Origin of the sequence: Algibacter sp. 2305UL17-15, from assembly GCF_040720935.1 — a bacterium.
Taxonomy (GTDB): domain Bacteria; phylum Bacteroidota; class Bacteroidia; order Flavobacteriales; family Flavobacteriaceae; genus Jejuia.
The window spans coordinates 84,013-107,457 of the sequence record NZ_JBFDAE010000013.1 but is presented as its reverse complement, the minus strand read 5'-3'; the positions used below and the strand labels follow the sequence as shown (position 1 = coordinate 107,457).

The window sequence follows — 23,445 nt, the reverse complement described above, 5'->3', positions numbered from 1 at the left end:
TTATTTTAAAACCTTTATGTTACCGGTTGGTAATGGTTTTCAACCCATTCTAAAGCCTCTCCTCTTTTATTAAAAAGTTTGATATTCCAATCTTGTTCTTCGTTCATTTGAATCAAGGTTTCGGTTGACATTAATGCACCTGCAGAACCTACAACAACCGCCATTAAATGAATTTGTTTTAAATTGGCAATTGTTTTTTGGGCTTCAAAAGTATAGGAATAGGAGTTCTTTTTATTAATAATTAATGAAAAGGGAGCTTTTAAATAGCTTAATAAAAAATCATGGTACAAGTCCACCATAACCTCATTCATTACAACGCCTTCGTTAATAATCACTTCTGCTAAGTCTTCTTCCAATATAATAATAGTGCCAAACGAGAGCTTATACTCTTTCATAGTTCTTCTTCTTTGAGAGAAAATTTACATTCGTTAATAGCAACTAACAAGACTAAGTTAGGCTTTTTATTTTAAACTAAAGACCTAATATTTGCATAAGAATTTTTGAGTGCCTTTTTGGTTTTCTTTTTACCCAACCATTTTACTTTGGTAATCCCTTCTTTTTCTTGCGGATAGAGCTTTCCATCAAAAGAAGTTTTCATTTCAAACCAATAGGTTATTTTTATTTTATAACGTCCTCTGCGTTTAAAAATATGGTAGGTGGTTTCTAATGGTTTTACAATTTCAAGTCCAGTAACTCCGGTTTCTTCTTCAACTTCTCGAATAGCAGTTTCCTCAATGTTTTCTTTACCTTCTATTTTTCCTTTAGGCAAATCCCATTTCCCATTTCTAAAAATGAACAACACTTTTCCGTCGTCATTATATACCTTACCGCCTCCTGCAACTACATTTGGTAATTTTTTTAAAAACTTCTTAAGAAGTTTCTTTTCATTTTTATGAACTAAACGTGCTTCTTCAAGCGAGCTTTCATTAAGCTTTCTTATCACATTTCTAAGAAGGACTCTACTGAGTTTGTAGTTTTTAACCCCTTTATCATCAGAAGTTTCAGTACTTAAAACCATCGGTTTATCACCAACAAATATTTTATACATACAGAATTTATAGCTATTTAAGATTTGGTAAAAATATCATTTTTAACTTCAAACCAACAATTGTTGAAAAAAATAATTTATTCGTCAAAAACTGGCAATATAAAACTAAATATATGTTTAATTTTGCGCTATGATTTTTAACAAAGATATCGCAAAAAAAACCGCAGAGGTTTTGCTGCAAGTTAACGCCATAAAACTAAGTCCGAAAGCACCTTTTACATGGGCCTCTGGGTGGAAATCGCCAATTTATTGCGACAACCGCATTATACTATCCTTTCCTCCTATTCGCAATTACGTGCGAGAAACCATGGCGAAACACATTGAACGCCAATATGGGAAACCCGATGTTATTGCTGGAGTTGCTACTGGTGCCATTGGTATAGGTATGTTGGTTGCAGAATATTTAGGATTACCATTTATTTATGTAAGACCTGATGCTAAGGGTCATGGCAGAAAAAACCAAATTGAAGGTTTTATTGAAAGCGGACAAAATGTTGTTGTTGTTGAAGATTTAATTAGTACAGGAAAAAGCAGTTTAAATGCTGTTAAAGCCTTGAGAGATGCCGGTATTAATGTAAAAGGCATGGTAGCAATATTTACCTACGGTTTTGAAATTTCTAAAGCCAATTTTGAAAAAGAGAATGTAACATTACATACTTTGGGCAACTATGAAAGTTTGCTAGAACAAGCTTTACAAACAAAATACATCACAAAAAAAGAATTGGACACATTGACGGAATGGAACACCAATCCTAGTGAATGGAACGCTATTTGATAAAAATGTACGTTGTTTAGTTGAAAAGTCGTTTAGACGGACAACTAAACGTCTTAACAAATAACAACTTAACAACATTATGAATTTAGAATCTCCAAAAGTTAGTGTATCTAAAACTCCTGAAGAAGTATTTAATTTTATATCAGATGTGAAAAATTTTGAATCGTTAATGCCAGAAAACATTAGTAAGTTTGAAGTTCTTGGTGATGATAAATTTTTATTCGCTTTAAAAGGCATGCCAGAAATCATCCTTAAAAAGAAAGCAGTTAGACCACCCAATAAAATTGAATTTGGTGCGGCAGGAGGTAAAATAGACTTTTCTTTAGTAGCACATATTTTGGAAGGTGCTGACACGGATAGCGATGTGAAATTGGAATTTAGCGGCGACTTTAACCCAATGATGAGCATGATGATAAAAGGTCCAATAAGCAAGTTTATTGAAACACTTGTTACTAACTTACCTAAGTCTGTTTAATACAGTAACGTTATATCTTTTAAGTCAAAAGACTTTGTAATATCATCTTCTATCAGTACTTGCAAGTTTCCCGTTTCTAAAACAGATTTTATATATCCAGAAAACAAATTGCCCTCAGCATCCCTAAATGTTGAGGGTTTATTTTTTCTGAATAGACAAGATTCGTAGTCTTCTTTTAATGGGTTCAAACTCCCGCTTTCTAAAAGGGAGAAATAATGTTTCAAATTGAAAATTATAGACGCCAACACGTCGTCTAAATTGAAAACTTTACCTGTAATCATTTTTAGTGAAGATGCATTTGGCAAATCATTAAATTCCGTTTGGTTCACATTTAAACCAACGCCAATTATTGAGCCATTAACAACCCCTTGTTTTATGACATTTTCAATTAGAACCCCACAAATCTTCTTGTTTTGTGACAAAATGTCGTTAGGCCATTTAATGAACAATTGCGGAATTAAGAGCTCATTTAAACTATGATGCAAAGCCAAAGAAGTCGCAATACTTAGGTAGAAAGGATATTCTATTTCAAACTCAGAAGTATCTATAAACACACTAAACATCAAGTTTTTTGATGATTCTGACGACCAAATTGCTCCCATTTGCCCACGCCCATTTGTTTGGTGTTTTGCCGTAACAACCGTAAAATTTTCCACAGATTGAGTGCTAATTAGTTCCTTTAAAAAACTATTCGTGGAGTCAATGGCATCAAGTTTGATTATAGGCATTTAGAGGTTATTTTTAGTATTTAAAATCTTGTGATAATTTTAAAGTATAAAGAACTAAAAAAATAATAACTTTGCACAAATTAAATAAAATTAATGGCGAAAGAAAAAATAAGCGCAGATCAGTTAATATCAGTTATCATTAGTGGGATTGAGGATGTTAAAGGCAACGAAATAAACATTTTAGATTTAAGAGACATTGAAAATACTGTTTGTGATTATTTCATAATTTGTGAAGGTACTTCAAACACTCAAGTTAACGCTATTGTAAACTCTATCCAGAAAAAAGTAAGCAAGGAACTCAAGGATAACCCATGGCACGTTGAAGGTGCAGATAATGCGGAATGGGTTTTATTAGACTATGTTAATATTGCTGTTCATGTGTTCCAAAAACATATTAGGGAATACTACGATATTGAGAGCCTTTGGGGAGACGCAAAAACAACAGTAATAGAAACAAGTTACTAAACAAAAGAAATGGCAAACGACAAGAAAAATATAAAAGAAAAGAAACCAAAATTTAGTCCGTATTGGATTTACGGGGTTATATTATCCCTGTTTTTGGTGTTTACACTTTTCAATAATAGCGGATTAGAAAGTGGCAATTCTACCAACCCAACTCAGTTTTTTAAATTTGTTGAAGATGGTGATGTAGCTAGGGTTGAAATAGTAAATAGGCGATTAGCTAAAGTTTATCTAACCAAAGAAGCTGCCCAAAAAGAAATACATAAAAAAACGAAGCCTACAAGTTTAATTCCTACTTCGGTAGTAGCACCAAATTACAGATTTGAATTTGGTGAGCTTGAAATTTTTCAAAACAAGCTGAATGAAGTGATTGCTGAAAACAATCTAGATTTAGAGCCTGCATATATAACTGAAGAAAATCATTTAGCAGATTTCTTGCTAGGTATTTTACCATTTGTACTACTAATTGGCGTTTGGATTTTTATCATGCGCAGAATGTCTGGTGGCGCTGGCGGGGGTGCTGGAGGACAGATATTCAATATCGGAAAGTCTAAAGCAAAACTGTTTGACCAAAATACGGAAGTAAAAACAACATTTAAAGATGTTGCAGGTCTGGAAGGTGCAAAAGAAGAAGTTCAGGAAATTGTAGATTTCTTAAAATTCCCTGAAAAATATACAACCTTAGGTGGTAAGATACCAAAGGGCGCATTACTTGTAGGGCCTCCAGGAACTGGAAAAACCCTATTGGCAAGAGCCGTTGCTGGCGAAGCCAAAGTGCCTTTCTTCTCATTATCAGGTTCAGATTTTGTGGAAATGTTTGTGGGTGTTGGTGCTTCTAGAGTACGGGATTTGTTCAAACAAGCCAAAGAAAAATCGCCCTCCATTATTTTTATAGATGAAATTGATGCTATTGGTAGAGCTCGTGGAAAAAACGCCATGTCCGGAAGTAATGACGAGCGCGAAAACACGCTAAACCAGTTGTTGACCGAAATGGACGGTTTTGGAACGAACACCAATGTTATAGTTATTGCAGCAACCAACAGGGCTGATATTTTAGATAAAGCCTTAATGCGTGCAGGGCGTTTTGATAGACAGATTTTTGTGGATTTACCAGACGTTCGTGAACGTAAAGAAATTTTTGAAGTGCATTTAAGGCCTTTAAAAAAGAAAAAGGACTTAGATATGGATTTCCTTTCTAAACAAACACCAGGTTTTTCTGGTGCAGATATCGCCAATGTTTGTAATGAAGCTGCACTTATAGCTGCCAGAAACGGTAAAAAGGCTGTTGACAAACAAGATTTCTTGGATGCTGTAGATAGAATTATTGGTGGTTTAGAAAAGAAAAATAAAATAATTACACCAAGTGAGAAAAAAGCGGTTGCATATCACGAAGCTGGGCACGCTACTGTAAGCTGGATGTTAGAACATGCTGCCCCACTTGTAAAAGTTACTATTGTACCTCGTGGACGCTCTTTGGGTGCTGCATGGTATTTACCAGAAGAACGCCTAATTGTTCGTCCAGAGCAAATGCTTGACGAAATGTGTGCTGCTCTTGGTGGTCGTGCTGCTGAAAAAGTGATTTTTGATAAAATTTCAACGGGTGCTCTAAGCGATTTGGAAAAAGTCACGAAACAAGCCCGGGCAATGGTCACCATTTATGGATTGAGCGATAAGGTTGGAAACTTAACCTATTACGATTCTGGACAAAGTGAATATGGGTTTACAAAACCGTACAGCGAAAAAACGGCAGAATTAATAGATAAAGAAATTTCGGATATTATTGAAGAACAATATCAAAGAGCTTTAAAATTACTAGAAGCCAATAAAGATAAATTAACTGAGTTGGCGGAAGTGCTTCTTGAAAAAGAAGTGATATTTAAAGATAATTTAGAATTAATTTTTGGAAAGCGTCCTTTTGAAAAAAGTGAACATGAAACTATAGATACATAGCCAATAGCGTTAAGCTTTTGGTAAAAATCTTAAATTAATCTCATGATTAATTTAAGATTTTCTATATTTGAAAAACTCTCAATAATTAAGGTTAATAGCAGGTACCTGAATGAATCTTTTTAAGAAACTTTTTGGATCGAAATCAGAACAATCTGAAAAGGAAATAAAATCGAAAGACAGGGGCAGATACATGCCCGAGCTCAAATTACCAATAGATGAAAAGTTTACAATTAACTTTAAAGCTAATGGTGGTAAGTTCTTATATTGCGATAATCTAAACGAAGTTTTCCAAAATTTTAGTTATATCTGCCAAGAAAATGGATGGGATGAAAAACCAGTCTTAATCATAGACGACAACTTATCTGAAAAATTTAAATCATGCGACATATTACCCACCAAAAAACTGAGTGAAGCCGAATATTTTTTAACAACCTGCGAAAACTTAATTGCTACAGATGGTTCTTTATTGATAAGCTCAAACCAAATTGCGGGGAAAAAACTCCCGGAATTACCTGCTAATTTTATAGTTTTTGGAACAACAAGCCAAATAGTAGATAATATCGGAGAAGGTTTACGCGGTATTAAATCTAAAAACAGGCAAAAAATCCCCACAAACATTACAACCATAAAACATTTTAAATCTTCTGACGAAAAAGACTTTTTAAGCTATGGAAGTAGCGCAAAAAATTTATATTTGCTGTTATTAGAGGATTTATAATTTAAACAGCATAAATGAAAGACATCTTATTGCGCTCACTATCTGGTTTGCTCTATGTAATTTTATTGATTTTCGTTTTAAGCATTGATTCTCCCCATGGATTTATCATTTTGTTTTTTGTTTTTGGCATCATCTCATTAATTGAATTTAAAAAATTAATTCAATTAAAAAGTAGTATTCCTTATTTCATATTTGTTATTCTGTACGTTGTTTTTGGCTATTGGCGATTGGTGTTAGATTCTGATACTGGTCTTAATGAAGCCACCAAAATATTTATGGTGCTCACCATTTTTGTAGAATTATTTCTAATTAAAGATTTGTTTTCACGCAAAACCATTCCTTTGTTCGATACCAAACGCTTTCTAATCACAACCTTCTATTTATCAAGTGGCTTTGTTTTTTTAGCCCTTATCGCAAGTGTTTTCAGTCCAAAAATATTATTAGGTGCTTTTATGTTGGTTTGGGTTAACGATTCTTTTGCATATCTGGTTGGAAAAAACTTTGGAAAACAAAAACTATTTGAAAAAATTTCACCTAAAAAAACAGTAGAAGGTTTTTTAGGAGGGCTGTTTTTTGCTTGTGTTGCCAGTTATTTTATTTCAAGTTTCACCGAAACACTTAATTTCACAAACTGGCTGATATTGAGCATCATTATAAGTGTTTTCGGAACACTTGGAGATTTAATAGAATCTAAATTTAAACGACAAGCTAATGTAAAAGATAGCGGTACCATTATGCCAGGACATGGTGGATTACTCGATCGTTTAGACAGTATAATTTTTGCTTCACCATTTATTTACTTATTTTTAATAATTTCGCTCTATGTTTCATAAAGAAGGTCATAAAATAATAGTCATAACACTAGTTGTTATAGTTGCTTGTTTTTTATTAGTTGATAGTTTTATTGCTATAGATTGGTTGAGAACATTAATTCTCATTGCGCTTTTAGTATTTTTAATACTAATTTTACAATTTTTCAGAAATCCAAAACGACATACCAAGCAGAATGATAATCATGTTTTATCTCCAGTTGATGGCAAAGTCGTGGTCATTGAAGAAGTGTTTGAAAAAGAATATTTCAAAGAGAAACGCTTGCAAGTAAGTGTTTTCATGTCACCTTTAAACGTGCATGTGACGCGGTATCCTATAAGTGGTAAAGTATTGTTTAGTAAATACCACCCTGGTAAATATTTAGTGGCATGGCACCCTAAAGCTAGTGAGGAAAACGAAAGAACTACTGTTGTTGTGGAAAACCCTAAATACGGCAAAGTATTGTACCGTCAAATTGCAGGAGCACTCGCGAAACGTATTGTAAATTATGCCAAAACTGATGATGATGCAACTCAGGGTGCAGACTCTGGATTTATAAAATTTGGATCGAGGGTAGATTTATTTTTGCCCTTGGACACAAAAATAAAAGTTGAATTAAACCAAAAAGTACGTGGTGGCGAAAGCATTATAGCCGAAATAAATGACTAGTAAATCTTTAAATACTATATTTGAGGAAGCAGTAGAGCGTGTAAATGCCCATACTGAACCTTTTCCTGCGGATATACTTTTAAAACTCTACGCCTACTACAAAAAGGCGACTAACGACTATAGTAAGCCCAAGAGCAAAAAACCAATTATAAACGCCTTTAAAACAAATGCTCTTTTTCAAGTTAAAAAAGTAAGTGAAGACGAAGCAAAACAAGCTTATATTGATTTGGTGAATAATTACTTTTTATATCGCGAGTAGAATTTAGCTGTATTCTATGATGAAAATCCCATTAGCATTTATTCTTATATTATGTTTTTTTGGGTGTTGTTCTCCATCAGAACACAGTTATCAAAATCTTCTAAATACCATAAAATCCCAAACTGAGGTTGTTGAATTGATCTCAAACAATGGAAAAGCAAGACTAATGGTATCTCCATTCCATCAAGGAAAAATTTTAGCAAGCACTTATGATGGTTTAGATGGAGATTACAACGGTTGGATCAATACGATTGCTTTAGCTGATACCATCTCTAAAAACAAAAATATTGGAGGCGAAGAGCGTTTATGGTTGGGGCCTTTGGGAAGTCAGTTTTCATTTTATTATCAGCAAATTAAACCCATAAGCGATGCTAACTGGAAAGTTCCTGAAACTATCGATGCAGAACCTTATCAATTGGTCGCTATTGAAAAAGATGTAGTTTCTCTTACCAAAAACATGAGGTTAACTAATTTCGTTGGCACGATATTCAATTTAAAAATAGATAGGACTATTACCCTTTTTAATTCTGAAGCCATCAAACAAAATCTAAATATTGATTTTGATAGTAGCATGAACTTCGTTGCTTTTGAAACCAAAAACACCTTAACCAATACCGATAGTATTCCTTGGACAAAAAACACGGGGTTAATAGGTTTATGGAGTGCAGGCATGTATAAGGGCACAGATGATTCAGTTGTAATTATCCCTTTGCAACATCAAGGAAATTTAGATAATATTTATACCTATTTTGGAACTTTAGACGAAACTCGTCTGCTTTTAAAGGAAAACACACTACTATTTAAAGGCGATGGCAAGTACAAAACCAAAATTGGAATTCCACCGCAATTTGCACCAAACATGTATGGCTGTTATACAAAAAGTAAAAACCGATTGACGATAGTTGAATACAAAAAAGAAAATGATAGCTTATACTCAAACTCATTTATCAGTATTCAAGATGAACCTTATAAGGGTGAAGCCATTCCTATTTACAACAACAATAAAGATTTTTTTGAATTAGAATCTAATGCAGCTTTAAAAGAAATGCAACCCAATGAAACTGACACGCATTGGCATAGAGTCTATCATTTTTCTGGAAGCGAAACTGAACTTAGTGAGATTGCTAATGCGCTTCTTGGAATTGATTTGGAGGACTGTGAATTTAAGGAATAAATACGATTCAACAAGCTTAATGTAAAAAATTTCCACTAAATTCGTTTCTGTCTGCCGACAGGTTGATAAGGAATGATAAAATGGTTTTTTATCAGAGAACCATTAGTCAGCATTAAAAACGACAGTTCTTAATCTAAATATTGAATGAAAACAAAACACAGATTAGTATTTCTATTTTTCATCTCATTAACAGCATTTTCGCAAAACAAAAAAATCAGCTTCGAGGTCAATTATCCCTTGGCAATGTCTAACGGATTTGAAAACCTTTCAGGAATTATAGACGCAAGCATTAATTATAGATTTGTGAAGAGTGAATTATTTCGCTATGGTGCATCGGTAACTTTTGACTATTTAAAGGGCAATCTTCATTTCAGCAATCAAGATTTAAATAGGGATTTCTTTTTCTATCATGTTGACGGATTCGCTGAAATGACTATTCCGTCAGCAGAAAAAATCCATCCATTTGCAGGAGTTGGGTTTACCTATTTGAATTATGATTATCAATACCTTAGTGGTACTAATGAATTTCCAACAATTAAAACACGAAAAGAAAAAGACCCTGGTTTTAACTTGAAATTAGGCATGCAATATGATTTCACAAATAGTCTCTTTATTCAAGCATATTTTCATTCAGTAAGGACTTTCAATAAATCAAATTTTAATAACGAAACTATTGGAGTAAATTACAATCAATTAAAATTTGGCTTTGGGTTTAGGTTTTAAAAAATGTTGTCTAACAAAGAAGTGTAGAAAAAATTGCTAGTTTTATCCTAATCCAATGTGAGTTGCTTTGTTTACTTGCATCTGATTTTCATTCGGAAAACGTCGCACATAAACCCACAACTATTCTTATACGAAACCGCTAATCGACCCTACCCCAAACTCCCCAAACTACTCTTTAAAGTCTCAACCTTAACCAACACATCAGCTTCTTTTTTCTTTTCACTAGCCATTACTTGCTCTGGTGCATTATTTACAAAACGCTCCTTGGATAATTTTTTTTGCACAGACTTTAAGAACCCTTCAGTATAACTTAATTCTTCCGTTAGTTTTTCAATTTCAGCTTCAACATCAATGGCACCTGACATGGGTATAAAATACTTGTTAGATCTTATATCCAAAAACCTTTACTGGCCATAAAAAATCCCATAATACATAACGTGAGTTATTTTTAATTATCTTTGAATATGTTATTGATAGATAAAAATATAGAACTTGTAAAAGCGTTGTGTAAAAAACACAAGGTTGAGAAACTATATCTATTTGGTTCTGCTACAAACGAAACTTTTACTGAGAAAAGTGATATAGACTTTCTTGTAAAATTTAATATTTCGGACTTAAGTTTATATTTTGACAATTATATTTCTTTTAAAGAAAAATTGGGTAAACTCTTTAAACGAGATATAGATTTAGTAGAAGAACAAACTCTGAAAAATCCTATTTTGATTAATTCCATAAATAGAAATAAAGAATTAATTTATGGATGAAAGAATTTTAAAATGGCTATATGATATCCATTTTTCCCTAAAAGAAATTGATTCTTATTTTGAAAATACTGAAAAAGACTTTTCTAAGTATCGAAAAAAACAATGCTTAAAAGGGCTGTAGAAAGAAATTTAGAAATTATTGGAGAAGCTGTTAATCGAATTCTAAAACGAGATTCTAATTTTGAAAAATTAATTTCTAATGCAAAAGCTATAATTGGGCTAAGGAATGAAGTTATTCATGCATACGATAGCATCTCTGATGAAAATATTTGGTCAATTATTATCCATCATATTCCGAAACTAAAAATGGAAGTTGAGAATTTAATCTCTGAAAACAAGTAAAAAAAGGTAGGCAATATAACAGCTCAAAAGTAGTGCTTTTAATTCACTACTTTTAATACCCGAAAACATTAAACGAACCTACCCCAAACTCCCCAAACTAGCCTTTAAAGTCTCAATCTTAGCCAACGCATCCGCCTCTTTTTTCTTTTCACTAGCCACTACTTGCTCTGGTGCATTATTTACAAAACGCTCGTTGGATAATTTTTTTTGTACAGACTTTAAGAACCCTTCAGTATAACTTAATTCTTCTGTTAGTTTTTCAATTTCAGCTTCTACATCAATGGCGCCGGACATGGGTATAAAATACTCGTTAGATTTTACACGATATGTTAGCGCCCCTTCAACAGCTTCATTTACATAATCAATCGTTTCTAGATTGCCTAGTTTAGCAATTACTGCGTCAAAGGTTGTATGAACTTTTTCATTATTAATTACTGAAAAACCAATAGCATCCTTAAAAGGAATATTTTTTTCTTTCCTGATGTTTCTAATTCCCGAAATCACTTCCGAAGCAAATTCAAATTCAGAAATTAAAGTATTATTTATCGATTTAGCTTCTGGCCATTTGGCAACAATTAATGCTTCTTCTGGAGTACGTTCTGCAATATATTGCCAAATATCTTCCGTTAAAAAAGGCATGAAAGGATGTAATACTTTCAAATTATCTTCAAAAGCAACAATAACTGCTTTATACGTTTTAGCATCTATTGGCTGCTGGTATGCTGGTTTTACAATTTCTAATAACCAAGATGAAAAATCGTCCATGATAAGTTTATAAATACTCATTAAAGCATCGCTCAACCTGTATTTACTAAAATGGTCTTCAATTTCAGTTAAAGCCTTTTGAAACTTAGCGGTGTACCATTCTAAACCAACTTTTGCAGTTTCTGGTTGCTCTAAAGCATCATCAATATCCCAACCTTGAACCAAACGGAACGCATTCCAAATTTTGTTTCCAAAACCTTTTCCTTGTTGGCATAAAGCTTCATCAAACATTAAATCATTTCCTGCTGCAGAACTTAATAAAAGCCCAACCCGAACTCCATCTGCACCGTATTCTTCTATCAACTTTAAAGCATCGGGAGAATTCCCCAAAGACTTACTCATTTTTCTCCGTTGCTTATCACGAACCAAACCTGTTAAATACACATTATTAAAAGGTTTTTCGTCTCTAAACTCGTATCCAGCAACAATCATTCGTGCTACCCAAAAGAATAAAATGTCTGGCCCTGTTACTAAATCGTTTGTTGGATAGTAATAGTTTATTTCCTCGTTTTCTGGATTGCGAATACCATCAAAAACAGACATTGGCCATAACCATGAGGAAAACCATGTGTCTAGAGCGTCAGTATCTTGTTTTAAGTCAGAAGTTTGAAGTTCGGAGTTTGAAGTTCTCTCTCTTGCGAGTTTAACTGCTTCTTCAATAGTTTCTGCAACCACAAAATCTTCTTTTCCATCGCCATAGAAATAGGCAGGAATTTGTTGTCCCCATAATAACTGGCGTGAAATATTCCAATCTCGAATATTCTCCATCCAATGACGATAGGTGTTTTCGAACTTCTTTGGAAATAATTTAATTTCAGCATTTGCTCCTAAAACCGCTTCAATAGCTGGTTTTGCCAAACCTTCCATTTTTAAGAACCATTGATCGCTTAACCTTGGCTCAATAACGGCTTTGGTTCTTTCGGAAGTGCCTACTTTATTGATATGTGTTTCGGTTTTTACCAAAACACCTAAAGTTTCTAATTCTTTTACAACAGCTTTTCTTGCTACAAATCTATCTTGACCTTCAAACTGCAATCCGAAGCTATTTAAACTCGCATCTTCATTAAAGATATCGATAACTTCTAAATCATGTTTATCGCCTAAAACTTTATCATTTTCATCATGTGCAGGCGTTACTTTTAAACATCCTGTTCCAAATTCTAAATCTACATACTCATCTTCAATAATTGGAACAACTCTGTTACAAATAGGTACGATCGCCTTTTTCCCTTTTAAATGCGTAAAACGTTCATCATTAGGATTGATACAAATTGCAGTATCTCCAAAAATGGTTTCGGGACGGGTTGTGGCGATGGTTAAAAAAGCCTCCCCTAACCCCTCCGAAGGAGGAGAACCTTCACTTATGGTCCCCTCTTCTTCGGAGAGGGCTGGGGAGAGGATTCTGTATTTTATGTAATATAAATTCCCTTGGCGTTCTTCATGGATAACTTCTTCATCGGATAGTGTAGTTTTTGCTTCTGGATCCCAATTTACCATACGATACCCTCTGTAAATCAACCCTTTCCTGTATAAATCCACAAAAACCTTGATCACTGCTTCTGACATATCGTCATCCATAGTAAACTTAGTACGATCCCAATCACAAGAACAACCTAATTTCTTCAATTGTTCTAAAATTACGCCGCCATATTCTTCCGTCCAGTCCCAAGCATGTTTTAAAAACTCATCACGAGACAAATCGTTTTTATCAATCCCTTGTTCCTTTAACTTGGCAACTACCTTAGCCTCTGTAGCAATTGAGGCATGATCTGTCCCAGGCACCCAACATGCATTTTTACCTTGTAAACGTGCGCGACGGATTAACACATCTTGAATGGTATTGTTCAACATATGCCCCATATGCAACACACCAGTTACATTTGGTGGCGGAATCACTATGGTATAAGGTTCTCTTTCATCTGGTGTTGAATGAAAATAATTATGTTTCATCCAGTAGTCATACCACTTATTTTCTACCTTACTAGCATCATATTTTGATGGAATTTGCATACTTTGGAACAGTTTTTGTCTTTTGATGTGCAAAAGTACTTATATTTCTTTTTCCGTGAAAGCTGATATAAAGTTATGATGTATGAGATATGTTAAGATTGAGGCAATTCGTCTATTATTTTTGCATGTTGTGGAAAAAGTACATATGTTTACAACAAAATAATAACCATTAAAAAGAAACAGATGAAACATTTAATTACAATTTTATTTGTAGGGTTGATTAGTTTTTCTCTAAATGCTCAGGAAAAAGTAGCGAAAATTGAATTTAAGGAGACTACCATTGATTATGGTACCATTGAAAAAGGTGCCAATGGTGTAAGAGTATTTGAATTTACAAATACTGGAGATGCTCCTCTTATTATATCTGATGTAAAATCGTCTTGCGGATGTACTATTCCATCTAAACCCAAAGACCCTATTATGCCCGGTAAAACTGGAGAAATTAAAGTGAAGTACGACACGAACAGAGTTAACCCTATCAGAAAGACAATTACTGTAATGTCTAATGCTGAAACACCTACTGTGGCCCTTAAAATTAAAGGCTTAGTTGTTGACCCAAGTAAAATTAATGTACTTGAGAAAGAAACAAAGAGTGTGGTTGAACAACAATAAAACTATTATATTAAAATTTTAAAAAAACCTAAGTTAACGCTTAGGTTTTTTTCTTTAAAAGGTCCTGTAACCGAAAACTAAAAGATAAAGCCCTATCATTTCTATCCACCTTCAGCTTTAATAGTTTTCCATCTTCATCTTGAAATAGTTGTGTTACTTGTTGTAATGTATAACTATGAGTAGATTTGCCGTTTATAGCCAAAATAACATCTCCCTTTCGTAATCCCGATTTTTCGGCAGGTGAATCTTTTCGTAATTCTACAATGGCAAAGGCTGGCTTTAAAGTAATATCATATTTAATATTAAATACCGATTTGTTATCGTTCTCTAGGGTCTGATCATTGAAAACATATCCCTTATTTCTTCTTGTTTTCACGAAACGATAACCACTATATTCCACTACAATTCCAGATTTGTTATAATAGAACTTCTTTTTGAAGTTGCCGTTCTTTTTGAGTGTCATTTTAGCCTTTCCATAATCAAGAATGATATTAAATCGCTTTAATAAACTCCCTGAAATACTACCGTTCCTACCCTTTATTACTCTTGCAAAACTTACAGATGTAGAGTCTGGATAGGCTACATTAACATTGTTTAATTTAAAACTCTTAAATGAAAAACTATCTACTTTAGAGCGTTTACCATAAACACTTCCGTTAAGGCCGTGGCCCAAAAAATCCTTAAAATAATTTGTTCCAGCAGATAACCCCAATTCTTTATCTTCAAAAAGCCAAAGCGCATCGCTTCCGCCAGAATCAATAAGCAACTTTACAGGTATAGACCTGTCATTTAAGTTTACCATACCATAAAAATAGGGTTTACTATTATAAAACTCTAAATTAAAAACTTCGCAGGATTCGCAGTCTTTATACTCATATCTGGAGGGCTCATGAAATTTTAAATATTTCTTAGAGTAGTTGATTTCAACAACAAAATCCTTTAAAATATCATATCCAATAATCCCATGGATAGGCACTCCCAATTTAGGTGTAAAGTCCAAATGCCTGTTGTAAATAGCATACAAATCCTGATTTAGCTTGATGGCATGTCCAATTTTTAAAATATTGTTTTTAGACTTAAGGGCTTCAATGGACTCTCCCTCCCCCAATCCCCTTAAAAATATCGTTTCGGTATTATCTATTTTTAAACTGTCGGACACATTCAAAATATTAAAAATCATTGGTTTACTTACACCTGTATCCAACAAAAAAGACAATTTAACCCCGTTTACTTCAACAGGAAAAATAATTAAATTATTAATCAGTTTAAACCTTACCCTATCTTTTCCCCTTTTATTTTGAATTATAAAATTGTCCTGCGCCTCTATATTATTAGAAAAACAAAAAAACAGGATGAACAAACACAATAATTCCTTCATAACACAACTTAAACGTTATATATTTCAATTTACAAATCTTTAGAGTTACCTTGCGATTTAACGTTGCTTTTTAAAAAAAATTTAAGATAATTTTCTCAAATTTGCACATCAATAACAATTAAATGCCATCTATATCTCAAAAAGGGCGCAATATGCCCCAATCTCCAATACGTAAACTAGTGCCTTTTGCTGAACAAGCTGAAGCAGAGGGAAAATCTGTTTATTACCTCAACATTGGCCAACCCGATATTAAAACACCCCAAGTTGCATTAAAGGCAGTAAAGGAAAATGATATTGAAATTTTATCCTACTCGCGCTCTGAAGGCTCTGATGCTTACAGAAAAAAAATTGCGGCATATTACGATTCGCATAACATCGACGTATCACATACCGACATAATTGTGACTACGGGAGCTAGTGAAGCCATTGCTTTTGTTTTTAACAGTATTATGGATCCTGGTAACGAAGTGGTTATTTGTGAACCGTTTTACGCTAATTATACTGCTTTTGCTAATGGTACAGGTATAGAGATTAAACCCATAATTTCTAGAATTGAGGATGATTTTGCATTACCCCCTATAGAAGAATTTGAAAAATTAATTACTTCTAAAACCAAGGCTATCCTTATCTGTAACCCTGGAAACCCAACTGGATATTTATATTCTAAAGATGAAATTGAGCAACTAGCCCAACTTGTAAAAAAGCACGATTTATTCTTAATTTCGGATGAAGTATATCGTGAATTTGCTTATGATGGACTATCGCACTATTCCATTTTAGAATTAGAAGGATTAGATGAGCATACCATAATGATTGATTCTGTGTCTAAACGCTACAGTATGTGTGGCGCAAGAATAGGATGTTTAGTAACTAGAAATCAATCAGTTAGACATACAGCTTTGAAATTTGCGCAAGCACGTTTAAGTCCGCCAACCTATGCTCAAATTGCAAGTGAAGCGGCATTAAATACACCACAGAGCTATTTTGAAGATGTAAAAAAAGAATATGTTGAAAGACGAAACACCTTGATTTCTGAACTCAACACAATTGAAGGCGTAAGAGTTGCTACACCAAAAGGCGCATTTTATTGTATTGTAGAATTACCTGTAAAAAATTCAGATCATTTTGCACAATGGCTTTTAGAATCTTTTAGTTTTGAAAACGAAACTGTAATGGTCGCCCCTGCCGCAGGGTTTTATTCAACACCTAATGTTGGCCTGAACCAAATTAGAATAGCATACGTTCTTAAAAAAGAACGTCTAATAAAAGCTGTTAACATCCTTAAAGAAGCTCTAAAAGTTTACAAAGATTAATGCAAATTCAGCAAAACATATCTCTAAAAAACTATAATACGTTTGGTATTGATGCTAAAGCAAAACACTTTATTTCTGTTGCTAATACCGAAGATTTAAATAATGTACTTGATTTAAGCAACTATCCCGATAAACTTATTTTAGGTGGCGGCAGTAATATGTTGTTGACCCAAAAGCAGGATAAGCTTGTAATCCATATCAATCTAAAAGGTATTTCGGTTGAAAAAGAAGATGAGGATTATGTTTTTGTTAGAGCCAATGCTGGCGAAAACTGGCACGAATTTGTAGTTTGGTGTTTAAACCAAAATTATGGCGGTTTAGAAAACTTATCCTTAATCCCCGGAAATGTTGGCACAGCCCCCATTCAAAATATTGGTGCTTATGGCGTGGAATTAAAAGATACTTTTGTGTCTTGTGATGCTATTCATATGGCATCAAAAGAAACTAAAACGTTTTTAAAGGAAGATTGTAATTTCGGGTATAGAAATTCAATTTTTAAACAAGAAGCAAAAGGCAAATTCATTCTTACCTCCGTTCTTTTTAAATTGACAAAAAGAAACCATAGGCTTCATATGGATTATGGTGCTATAACTTCCGAATTAGAAAGCCAAAACATTGACAATCCAACAATTAAAGATATTTCGAACGCAGTTATTGCCATAAGGGAAAGTAAATTACCAAATCCAAAAGTTATTGGTAATAGCGGTAGTTTTTTTAAAAACCCAGTAATCCCTAAAGCACACTTTATCAAACTTCAAGAAAACTTTAGCGATATTCCTAGTTATATCATATCAGAAGCAGCAGTAAAAGTTCCTGCGGGATGGCTTATTGAAAAAGCAGGCTTTAAAGGCAAACGTTTTGGCAATTATGGCGTTCATAAAAATCAAGCTTTAGTACTTGTTAATTATGGTGGCGCAAGTGGTCTCGATATCTTAAACCTTTCAAAATTGATTCAAAAAACAGTTCAAAGACTTTTTGATATTTCTATTGAAGCCGAGGTTAACATTTTATAGATTATTCAGTATTAAAAGAAATTTCTAACTTTGAACAGATTAAATTCTAATTCATCAGGTATAAAAAACACCATTTTAAATTGATTTCGAACATAGAAAAAGAAATTGTTGATTTATTGAAGACTGGCGACAAAAGAGCCATTTCATTGCTATATGAAAATTATGCAGATGCACTCTATGGTGTTATTAAAAAAATCATTAAAGACGATGACACCGCTCAAGACGTACTACAGGAAAGCTTTGTGAAAATTTGGAGATATTCAAAAAAATACGATGCTGACAAAGCAAAATTATTTACATGGCTTTACAGAATTGCATACAATACTGCCATTGACAAAACAAGATCTTTAAAAAATAAAATCGAGAAAGAAGTCCAGATTGATAGTTCTAGCGTATATAATGTTACAACGAACTCTTTGAACCAAGACGTGCTAGATATCAAAAAACATTTAGGCTCCTTGGATGAGAAGTATCAGATAGTGATAAGTGCACTATTCTTTGAAGGAATGACGCAACAGGAAGCAAGTGAAGAACTTGATATTCCGTTGGGGACTATAAAATCAAGATTAAAAATTGGATTGCGAGAATTGAAAAAAATCTACAATCCCTAATAAATAAAGTCATGAATGAGGAAGTAACTACTTTTTTAAATTCAGGCCTTTTAGATAAATATCTAATAGGTGCAACAACCTTTAACGAAACTGAAGAGGTTGAAGCTTATATTTCAAAATACCCAGAGGTGCAGAATGCCTACGATACCTTGCAACATAATTTAGAAATAGTTGCAAAAAGTAATGCAGTTGAAGCTCCAAAACGTATTTTAGAAACTATTTTAAATGAACTAGATGATGCTCCGGTGGTACAATTGAAACCAAGGATCAGGGATAGGAAATGGTATAAACTAAGTGTTGCAGCAAGTGTTGCAGCTTTAATTTTTGCCGGTACATCTTATTTGTTCTACAATCAAAATCAAAAATTAAACAAAGAAAATCAAGTTGTTGTTGAAGAAATCTTTGATTTAAGAGGTGATATTGAAATGAACAATAAGAAGCTAGACGAGGTCATGGCACAGTTTAAGCGTTTAAACGATCCTGAAACGTATAAATATATTATGCAAGGAAATGATCGCGCTAAAAACTTAAAAACCGTAGCCTATATCAATCCAAAGGAAAAAACATCAATGATAGATGTGGTATCCTTACCACAATTACCAGAAGAAAAATGTTATCAAATCTGGGCAGATTTACAAGGTAAAATGGTAAGCTTGGGTATTTTGACTGAAACCGATAGACAATTGAAACGGATTCCTTTTACTGAAAATGCAAATGGTTTAAATATTACAATTGAACCTAGAGGAGGAAACACAGTAGCTTCTTTAGAAAATACAGTAGCCGAAATTAGTTTACGATAAATTTTTAACAAACGGACTATCTCAAAATTGAAAAAGCCTCTTTTCCAAATGGAAAGAGGCTTTTTACTTGCTATTAATAACTCTTATCAGGGTTATTCTTTTTATTCCTTATCGAAAAATGCTTTATGTATAAAACCTGCAACAATAGCACCCGCAATTGGCGCTAACCAAAACAACCATAGTTGGGCAGTAAAGTCGCCCCCAGCAAATAATGCTTGACTTGTAGATCTCGCTGGATTAACAGATGTATTTGAAATCGGGATACTTATTAAGTGAATTAAGGTTAAACCTAAACCAATAGCTATTGGCGCAAACCCTTTCGGTGCTCTAACGTTTGTGCTTCCTAAAATAATTAAAAGGAAAAATAGGGTTAGTAAAAACTCAGCGATAAAAACCGACATCATACTGAAACCTCCTGGAGATAACGCTCCATAACCGTTTGATGCAAAACCCCCAATATCTGTAAAATCAGATTTGCCAGATACAATAAGGAATAGAACTCCAGCAGCAGCAATTGCTCCAATTAATTGAGCAATAATATAACCTATAATTTCTTTGGCTTCAAACTTACCACCAGCCCATAAACCTAAGGAAACTGCTGGGTTAAAATGTCCGCCCGAAATATGTCCTACGGCATATGCCATTGTTAATACGGTAAGACCAAATGCTAGTGCTACACCAGCAAATCCTATACCCAATTCTGGAAAAGCGGCAGCAAAGATAGCGCTACCACAACCTCCAAAAACAAGCCAAAAAGTCCCGAAGAATTCTGCAAATAATTTTTTCATAATGTTATGTGATTTAATTGGTTAGTAATCAAAATATAAATGATTAGTAATGAGACACCTAATAATTCAAAAAGTCACAAACAAATAATTATAAGCCTCTCGACAATAAAAAAATACTAAAAATTGTATCTTTGTATAAAATATTTTTCATGAAATTGCTTTTAATCACACTTGTTCTTTTAGGTCTTGGCGTTGCTGGAATTGCCATAAAAATTTGGGCAAAAAAAGATGGTAAATTTGCGGGTACTTGCGCTAGCCAAAACCCTATGCTTAATAAAGATGGGGACTCATGTGGTTTTTGCGGAAAAACACCTGACCAATTTAGCGACTGTAACGAACCTCAACATTCGAAATAGTACATGGTGTTTCTTGATATTGCCCTCTACGCCTTTATGGGCGTTGTTTTAATTCAAGTGATTTTCTATCTCAATATTTTTGGAAGATTTGCTTTTCTCAAACAAAAAACTTCAAATAAAAGATCAAACACACCTGTATCAGTTCTTGTGTGTGCTAAAAATGAAGCCGAAAACTTAAAAACGTTTTTACCTTCAATCATTGATCAAGACTATAAAAATTTTGAAATTGTGTTGATTAATGATGGTTCTCATGACGACACTTTAGAGGTTATGGAAACCTTCGCTAATCAGCATGAAAACATAAAAATTGTTAACGTTAAGCCTTTGGAAACTTTTTGGGGCAATAAAAAATATCCATTAACATTAGGCGTAAAAGCAGCAACACATAATGTGTTATTATTTACGGATGCAGACTGTAAACCCCTTTCAAAGCATTGGATTTCTGAAATGGCATCCCATTTTAATTCAGAAAAATCAATTGTATTAGGTTATGGTGCTTACGATAAAATCAAAAATTCATTTTTAAATAAGTTAATCAGGTTTGAAACGCTTACTGCGGCTATCTCTTATTTTTCGTTTGCAAAACTAGGAATGCCATACATGGGTGTTGGCAGAAATTTAGCCTATACAAAAAAGCAGTTCTTTAAAGTGAATGGCTTTATGGGACATATGAACATAAGTTCTGGAGATGATGATTTATTTGTAAATGAAGCGGCTACAAACTCAAATACTGCTATCTGCTTTTCAGAAAAAAGTTTGACAAGCTCTATCCCTAAAAAATCTTTTAAAGACTGGTATGTACAAAAAAGAAGACATGTTTCTACTGCAAAATACTATAAGAGAAACCATAAAGTTTTATTAGCGTTGTTCTATATTACCAATGTACTATTTTGGGGTTTGGCGATATTGCTTTTATCTGTATTATACGCTCCAATTCTTGCTATTTGCCTTATCCTTTTTAGAATTACCGTTCAGTATATTGTCTATGTGTTTTCAGCAAAAAAACTTCACGAAAAAGATTTATTACCATTTCTGCCCTTTTTAGAAATCTTTTTAATAACTTTTCAATTAGCTATATTTATATCAAATAAAATCTCAAAACCCAAGCATTGGAAATAGAAGAAGCCATCTCTCGCGCTAAAAAAAACGACCAAAAAGCATTTAATTACTTATTGGATTTATATTGGGACGCTGTATATGGTTTTCAATTAAAACGCGTTCAAAATGAAAATGATGCCGAAGATATTACCATCCAAACATTCTCAAAAGCTTTTGACAGAATAGCAACTTTTGATGAAAATTACAAGTTCAAAACATGGTTAATCACTATTTCAAAAAACATTCATATTGATTTACTTCGGAAAGAAAAAAACTCTATCAAACATGCTATTTCTAAAGATGATGACACAAAAGCATTTCAGGTTTTAGACGAATCACCTTCCGTTGAAGATAAGTTAATTACGGAACAGAATCTCGCAAAACTATTACGTGACATTAAGAAGTTAAAACCTCATTATCAAACGATTATAAACCTGAGGTACTTTCAAGAATTAAGCTATAAAGAAATTTCAAAAGAACTTAATGAACCTATCAATAACGTGAAAGTAAAATTATTGCGTGCTAAAAAATTACTTGCAGAAGTAATTAAAACCCAAAATGATTAATAAACTTAAAAATCTAGGTCCGGGACTACTATTTGCTGGTGCAGCCATTGGGGTTTCGCATTTGGTACAATCCACAAGAGCTGGGGCAGATTTTGGTTTGGGCTTAATTTGGGCGCTGGTTTTAGTTACGCTCTTTAAATATCCATTTTTTCAATACGGCCCTCGCTATGCCGCAGCCACAGGAGAAAGTCTTTTGGACGGTTACAAAAAACTAGGTAAAGGCACTTTAATTGCTTACTATATAATTACACTGGGCACTATGTTTGTGATACAAATGGCTGTAACCATTGTTACCGCAGGTATTGCCTCTACCCTATTTTATGATTTTGCACCAATTACTGTAGGAAGCTTTAGTATTTCCAGTGTTCAAATTTGGTCCATTATAATTTTGGGTATTTGTCTATCGCTTCTTCTTCTCGGGAAATATAAATTGCTAGACCATCTTATTAAGGTGATTATCATTACGCTTTCCATAAGCACAGTCGTTGCCGTAACCATGGCATTATTTAATAACACAACAGCACTTTCAATGGCCCAAGTTCTTCCAGAAAACAATCTAGAAATAGCCTTTTTAATCGCTTTTATGGGCTGGATGCCAGGACCATTGGATATTTCTGTTTGGCATTCGCTCTGGACACTAGAAAAAAAGAAAAGTGAAAAGTCATTTTCAACCAAGGGTGCGCTTTTCGATTTTAATGTGGGGTACATTGGCACAATCGTATTGGGCATTGGGTTCGTTTTATTAGGTGCTTTGGTGATGTTTAGTAGTGGTGAAACTTTTAGTAGTTCTGCTAATGTTTTTGCGGGACAATTAATAGACATGTACACTACTAGTTTAGGAGATTGGGCGTACATTATTATTGGCGTTGCAGCATTTACGACTATGTTTAGTACAACGTTAACGACGCTAGATGCTTCGCCAAGGTCTATGGATAGAACTTCAGAATTGCTTTTAAACAAACCTTTTAAGTTCGGTTATCTCTTCTGGATCATACTGTTATGCCTTGGCACAATTTACATATTCTTATTTCTAGGTTCAGAAATGGGGCTATTAATTAAAATTGCAACAATTCTATCATTCATTACTGCACCTTTTTATGCCATAATAAATTACAAACTTATTTCCAGTAAGCATACACCCAAAGCCTGGCGCCCATCAAAAAATTTACATATTTTAAGTTGGTTGGGAATTATCTTTTTAATTGGATTTAGCGTGTGGTATCTCACTACTTTATGAG

Annotated in this window: 28 protein-coding genes; 21 read left to right on the top strand and 7 right to left on the bottom strand. The window is 33.6% G+C overall.

Annotated elements, in window-relative coordinates; genetic code table 11:
* Window positions 1-14: 14 nt before the first annotated feature.
* Complete coding sequence (locus ABXQ82_RS14280) at window positions 15-395, bottom strand: hypothetical protein (protein ID WP_367061056.1); 381 nt, start codon at window positions 393-395, stop codon at window positions 15-17.
* 71 nt (window positions 396-466) lie between these two features.
* A complete protein-coding gene (locus ABXQ82_RS14275; protein ID WP_367061053.1) occupies window positions 467-1,048 on the bottom strand; it encodes an NUDIX domain-containing protein in 582 nt (193 codons plus the stop codon).
* A 130-nt stretch (window positions 1,049-1,178) separates the two neighbouring features.
* Here ABXQ82_RS14275 and pyrE point away from each other — a divergent pair, with 130 nt between their 5' ends.
* Together pyrE and ABXQ82_RS14265 are read left to right on the top strand one after the other, a co-directional pair.
* On the top strand, window positions 1,179-1,823 hold the full coding sequence (gene pyrE / locus ABXQ82_RS14270; protein ID WP_367061050.1) for an orotate phosphoribosyltransferase: 645 nt from the start codon (window positions 1,179-1,181) through the stop codon (window positions 1,821-1,823).
* Window positions 1,824-1,902: 79 nt separating this feature from the next.
* Window positions 1,903-2,298: an SRPBCC family protein gene (locus ABXQ82_RS14265; RefSeq protein WP_367061047.1), complete on the top strand. Its 396-nt coding sequence runs from the start codon at window positions 1,903-1,905 to the stop codon at window positions 2,296-2,298.
* Here the strand turns inward: ABXQ82_RS14265 and ABXQ82_RS14260 are convergent.
* A complete protein-coding gene (locus ABXQ82_RS14260; protein WP_367061044.1) occupies window positions 2,295-3,026 on the bottom strand; it encodes a biotin--[acetyl-CoA-carboxylase] ligase in 732 nt (243 codons plus the stop codon). The two genes, ABXQ82_RS14265 and ABXQ82_RS14260, sit on opposite strands and share 4 nt — an antisense overlap.
* A gap of 93 nt (window positions 3,027-3,119) precedes the next feature.
* On the opposite strand from ABXQ82_RS14260, the gene rsfS reads away from it, so the two are divergent.
* From rsfS to ABXQ82_RS14220, 8 genes are all read left to right on the top strand, one after another.
* The gene (gene rsfS / locus ABXQ82_RS14255) at window positions 3,120-3,491 is read left to right on the top strand and encodes a ribosome silencing factor (protein WP_367061041.1); all 372 of its coding nucleotides are present in this window, start codon (window positions 3,120-3,122) and stop codon (window positions 3,489-3,491) included.
* Between the two features lie 9 nt (window positions 3,492-3,500).
* Window positions 3,501-5,438 (top strand): ATP-dependent zinc metalloprotease FtsH, encoded by a 1,938-nt coding sequence (ftsH, locus tag ABXQ82_RS14250; protein WP_367061038.1) that lies wholly within the window; start codon window positions 3,501-3,503, stop codon window positions 5,436-5,438.
* Window positions 5,439-5,547: 109 nt separating this feature from the next.
* Window positions 5,548-6,156 (top strand): LUD domain-containing protein, encoded by a 609-nt coding sequence (locus ABXQ82_RS14245; protein ID WP_367061035.1) that lies wholly within the window; start codon window positions 5,548-5,550, stop codon window positions 6,154-6,156.
* A 14-nt stretch (window positions 6,157-6,170) separates the two neighbouring features.
* Window positions 6,171-6,989 carry a phosphatidate cytidylyltransferase gene (locus tag ABXQ82_RS14240; protein ID WP_367061032.1) on the top strand — a complete coding sequence of 273 codons (819 nt, stop codon included), beginning with the start codon at window positions 6,171-6,173 and terminating at the stop codon, window positions 6,987-6,989.
* Window positions 6,979-7,635: a phosphatidylserine decarboxylase family protein gene (locus ABXQ82_RS14235; RefSeq protein ID WP_367061029.1), complete on the top strand. Its 657-nt coding sequence runs from the start codon at window positions 6,979-6,981 to the stop codon at window positions 7,633-7,635. Before ABXQ82_RS14240 ends, ABXQ82_RS14235 begins: the two co-directional genes overlap by 11 nt.
* Window positions 7,628-7,894, top strand: a complete 267-nt coding sequence (locus ABXQ82_RS14230) for an acyl-CoA-binding protein (protein ID WP_367061026.1) — start codon at window positions 7,628-7,630, stop codon at window positions 7,892-7,894. The genes ABXQ82_RS14235 and ABXQ82_RS14230 overlap by 8 nt, the downstream gene beginning before the upstream one ends.
* 16 nt (window positions 7,895-7,910) lie before the next feature.
* Window positions 7,911-9,068: a DUF6786 family protein gene (locus ABXQ82_RS14225; RefSeq protein WP_367061023.1), complete on the top strand. Its 1,158-nt coding sequence runs from the start codon at window positions 7,911-7,913 to the stop codon at window positions 9,066-9,068.
* A gap of 144 nt (window positions 9,069-9,212) precedes the next feature.
* A complete protein-coding gene (locus tag ABXQ82_RS14220) occupies window positions 9,213-9,791 on the top strand; it encodes an outer membrane beta-barrel protein (RefSeq protein WP_367061021.1) in 579 nt (192 codons plus the stop codon).
* Between the two features lie 149 nt (window positions 9,792-9,940).
* Here ABXQ82_RS14220 and ABXQ82_RS14215 read toward each other — a convergent pair whose 3' ends face one another.
* Window positions 9,941-10,189, bottom strand: a complete 249-nt coding sequence (locus tag ABXQ82_RS14215; RefSeq protein WP_367061019.1) for a hypothetical protein — start codon at window positions 10,187-10,189, stop codon at window positions 9,941-9,943.
* A gap of 66 nt (window positions 10,190-10,255) precedes the next feature.
* Between ABXQ82_RS14215 and ABXQ82_RS14210 the strand changes: the two genes are divergently transcribed.
* Both ABXQ82_RS14210 and ABXQ82_RS14205 read left to right on the top strand, forming a co-directional pair.
* A complete protein-coding gene (locus ABXQ82_RS14210; protein ID WP_367061017.1) occupies window positions 10,256-10,555 on the top strand; it encodes a nucleotidyltransferase domain-containing protein in 300 nt (99 codons plus the stop codon).
* 102 nt (window positions 10,556-10,657) lie between these two features.
* A complete protein-coding gene (locus ABXQ82_RS14205; RefSeq protein WP_367061014.1) occupies window positions 10,658-10,897 on the top strand; it encodes a HepT-like ribonuclease domain-containing protein in 240 nt (79 codons plus the stop codon).
* A gap of 78 nt (window positions 10,898-10,975) precedes the next feature.
* On the opposite strand, the gene ABXQ82_RS14200 is transcribed toward ABXQ82_RS14205, so the two are convergent.
* Window positions 10,976-13,672: a valine--tRNA ligase gene (locus tag ABXQ82_RS14200; protein WP_367061011.1), complete on the bottom strand. Its 2,697-nt coding sequence runs from the start codon at window positions 13,670-13,672 to the stop codon at window positions 10,976-10,978.
* A gap of 183 nt (window positions 13,673-13,855) precedes the next feature.
* On the opposite strand from ABXQ82_RS14200, the gene ABXQ82_RS14195 reads away from it, so the two are divergent.
* The gene (locus ABXQ82_RS14195) at window positions 13,856-14,284 is read left to right on the top strand and encodes a DUF1573 domain-containing protein (protein ID WP_367061008.1); all 429 of its coding nucleotides are present in this window, start codon (window positions 13,856-13,858) and stop codon (window positions 14,282-14,284) included.
* Between the two features lie 40 nt (window positions 14,285-14,324).
* Here ABXQ82_RS14195 and ABXQ82_RS14190 read toward each other — a convergent pair whose 3' ends face one another.
* Window positions 14,325-15,662 carry an aspartyl protease family protein gene (locus tag ABXQ82_RS14190; RefSeq protein ID WP_367061005.1) on the bottom strand — a complete coding sequence of 446 codons (1,338 nt, stop codon included), beginning with the start codon at window positions 15,660-15,662 and terminating at the stop codon, window positions 14,325-14,327.
* Between the two features lie 122 nt (window positions 15,663-15,784).
* On the opposite strand from ABXQ82_RS14190, the gene ABXQ82_RS14185 reads away from it, so the two are divergent.
* From ABXQ82_RS14185 to ABXQ82_RS14170, 4 genes are all read left to right on the top strand, one after another.
* A complete protein-coding gene (locus ABXQ82_RS14185) occupies window positions 15,785-16,975 on the top strand; it encodes a pyridoxal phosphate-dependent aminotransferase (RefSeq protein ID WP_367061002.1) in 1,191 nt (396 codons plus the stop codon).
* Window positions 16,975-17,988 carry a UDP-N-acetylmuramate dehydrogenase gene (murB, locus tag ABXQ82_RS14180; RefSeq protein WP_367060999.1) on the top strand — a complete coding sequence of 338 codons (1,014 nt, stop codon included), beginning with the start codon at window positions 16,975-16,977 and terminating at the stop codon, window positions 17,986-17,988. Before ABXQ82_RS14185 ends, murB begins: the two co-directional genes overlap by 1 nt.
* Window positions 17,989-18,068: 80 nt before the next feature.
* The gene (locus tag ABXQ82_RS14175) at window positions 18,069-18,599 is read left to right on the top strand and encodes an RNA polymerase sigma factor (protein ID WP_367060996.1); all 531 of its coding nucleotides are present in this window, start codon (window positions 18,069-18,071) and stop codon (window positions 18,597-18,599) included.
* Between the two features lie 11 nt (window positions 18,600-18,610).
* A complete protein-coding gene (locus ABXQ82_RS14170) occupies window positions 18,611-19,399 on the top strand; it encodes an anti-sigma factor (RefSeq protein ID WP_367060993.1) in 789 nt (262 codons plus the stop codon).
* Between the two features lie 101 nt (window positions 19,400-19,500).
* Here ABXQ82_RS14170 and aqpZ read toward each other — a convergent pair whose 3' ends face one another.
* Window positions 19,501-20,190 carry an aquaporin Z gene (aqpZ, locus tag ABXQ82_RS14165; protein WP_367061109.1) on the bottom strand — a complete coding sequence of 230 codons (690 nt, stop codon included), beginning with the start codon at window positions 20,188-20,190 and terminating at the stop codon, window positions 19,501-19,503.
* Between the two features lie 146 nt (window positions 20,191-20,336).
* Between aqpZ and ABXQ82_RS14160 the strand changes: the two genes are divergently transcribed.
* The 4 genes from ABXQ82_RS14160 to ABXQ82_RS14145 are packed head-to-tail and all read left to right on the top strand — an operon-like array spanning window position 20,337 to window position 23,444.
* Complete coding sequence (locus ABXQ82_RS14160; RefSeq protein ID WP_367060990.1) at window positions 20,337-20,543, top strand: membrane or secreted protein; 207 nt, start codon at window positions 20,337-20,339, stop codon at window positions 20,541-20,543.
* A gap of 3 nt (window positions 20,544-20,546) precedes the next feature.
* Complete coding sequence (locus tag ABXQ82_RS14155; protein ID WP_367060987.1) at window positions 20,547-21,662, top strand: glycosyltransferase; 1,116 nt, start codon at window positions 20,547-20,549, stop codon at window positions 21,660-21,662.
* Window positions 21,653-22,207, top strand: coding sequence for a sigma-70 family RNA polymerase sigma factor (locus tag ABXQ82_RS14150; protein ID WP_367060984.1), 555 nt, complete (start codon window positions 21,653-21,655; stop codon window positions 22,205-22,207). Before ABXQ82_RS14155 ends, ABXQ82_RS14150 begins: the two co-directional genes overlap by 10 nt.
* Window positions 22,200-23,444, top strand: coding sequence for a divalent metal cation transporter (locus ABXQ82_RS14145; RefSeq protein WP_367060981.1), 1,245 nt, complete (start codon window positions 22,200-22,202; stop codon window positions 23,442-23,444). Before ABXQ82_RS14150 ends, ABXQ82_RS14145 begins: the two co-directional genes overlap by 8 nt.
* Window position 23,445: the final 1 nt, after the last annotated feature.

Bases quoted from the DNA above. Each gene is read 5' to 3' on its own strand.
- ABXQ82_RS14280 (WP_367061056.1), bottom strand. From the start codon at position 395: ATGAAAGAGTATAAGCTCTCGTTTGGCACTATTATTATATTGGAAGAA.
- ABXQ82_RS14275 (WP_367061053.1), bottom strand. From the start codon at position 1,048: ATGTATAAAATATTTGTTGGTGATAAACCGATGGTTTTAAGTACTGAA.
- pyrE (WP_367061050.1), top strand. From the start codon at position 1,179: ATGATTTTTAACAAAGATATCGCAAAAAAAACCGCAGAGGTTTTGCTG.
- ABXQ82_RS14265 (WP_367061047.1), top strand. From the start codon at position 1,903: ATGAATTTAGAATCTCCAAAAGTTAGTGTATCTAAAACTCCTGAAGAA.
- ABXQ82_RS14260 (WP_367061044.1), bottom strand. From the start codon at position 3,026: ATGCCTATAATCAAACTTGATGCCATTGACTCCACGAATAGTTTTTTA.
- rsfS (WP_367061041.1), top strand. From the start codon at position 3,120: ATGGCGAAAGAAAAAATAAGCGCAGATCAGTTAATATCAGTTATCATT.
- ftsH (WP_367061038.1), top strand. From the start codon at position 3,501: ATGGCAAACGACAAGAAAAATATAAAAGAAAAGAAACCAAAATTTAGT.
- ABXQ82_RS14245 (WP_367061035.1), top strand. From the start codon at position 5,548: ATGAATCTTTTTAAGAAACTTTTTGGATCGAAATCAGAACAATCTGAA.
- ABXQ82_RS14240 (WP_367061032.1), top strand. From the start codon at position 6,171: ATGAAAGACATCTTATTGCGCTCACTATCTGGTTTGCTCTATGTAATT.
- ABXQ82_RS14235 (WP_367061029.1), top strand. From the start codon at position 6,979: ATGTTTCATAAAGAAGGTCATAAAATAATAGTCATAACACTAGTTGTT.
- ABXQ82_RS14230 (WP_367061026.1), top strand. From the start codon at position 7,628: ATGACTAGTAAATCTTTAAATACTATATTTGAGGAAGCAGTAGAGCGT.
- ABXQ82_RS14225 (WP_367061023.1), top strand. From the start codon at position 7,911: ATGATGAAAATCCCATTAGCATTTATTCTTATATTATGTTTTTTTGGG.
- ABXQ82_RS14220 (WP_367061021.1), top strand. From the start codon at position 9,213: ATGAAAACAAAACACAGATTAGTATTTCTATTTTTCATCTCATTAACA.
- ABXQ82_RS14210 (WP_367061017.1), top strand. From the start codon at position 10,256: ATGTTATTGATAGATAAAAATATAGAACTTGTAAAAGCGTTGTGTAAA.
- ABXQ82_RS14205 (WP_367061014.1), top strand. From the start codon at position 10,658: ATGCTTAAAAGGGCTGTAGAAAGAAATTTAGAAATTATTGGAGAAGCT.
- ABXQ82_RS14200 (WP_367061011.1), bottom strand. From the start codon at position 13,672: ATGCAAATTCCATCAAAATATGATGCTAGTAAGGTAGAAAATAAGTGG.
- ABXQ82_RS14195 (WP_367061008.1), top strand. From the start codon at position 13,856: ATGAAACATTTAATTACAATTTTATTTGTAGGGTTGATTAGTTTTTCT.
- ABXQ82_RS14190 (WP_367061005.1), bottom strand. From the start codon at position 15,662: ATGAAGGAATTATTGTGTTTGTTCATCCTGTTTTTTTGTTTTTCTAAT.
- ABXQ82_RS14185 (WP_367061002.1), top strand. From the start codon at position 15,785: ATGCCATCTATATCTCAAAAAGGGCGCAATATGCCCCAATCTCCAATA.
- murB (WP_367060999.1), top strand. From the start codon at position 16,975: ATGCAAATTCAGCAAAACATATCTCTAAAAAACTATAATACGTTTGGT.
- ABXQ82_RS14170 (WP_367060993.1), top strand. From the start codon at position 18,611: ATGAATGAGGAAGTAACTACTTTTTTAAATTCAGGCCTTTTAGATAAA.
- ABXQ82_RS14160 (WP_367060990.1), top strand. From the start codon at position 20,337: ATGAAATTGCTTTTAATCACACTTGTTCTTTTAGGTCTTGGCGTTGCT.
- ABXQ82_RS14155 (WP_367060987.1), top strand. From the start codon at position 20,547: ATGGTGTTTCTTGATATTGCCCTCTACGCCTTTATGGGCGTTGTTTTA.
- ABXQ82_RS14145 (WP_367060981.1), top strand. From the start codon at position 22,200: ATGATTAATAAACTTAAAAATCTAGGTCCGGGACTACTATTTGCTGGT.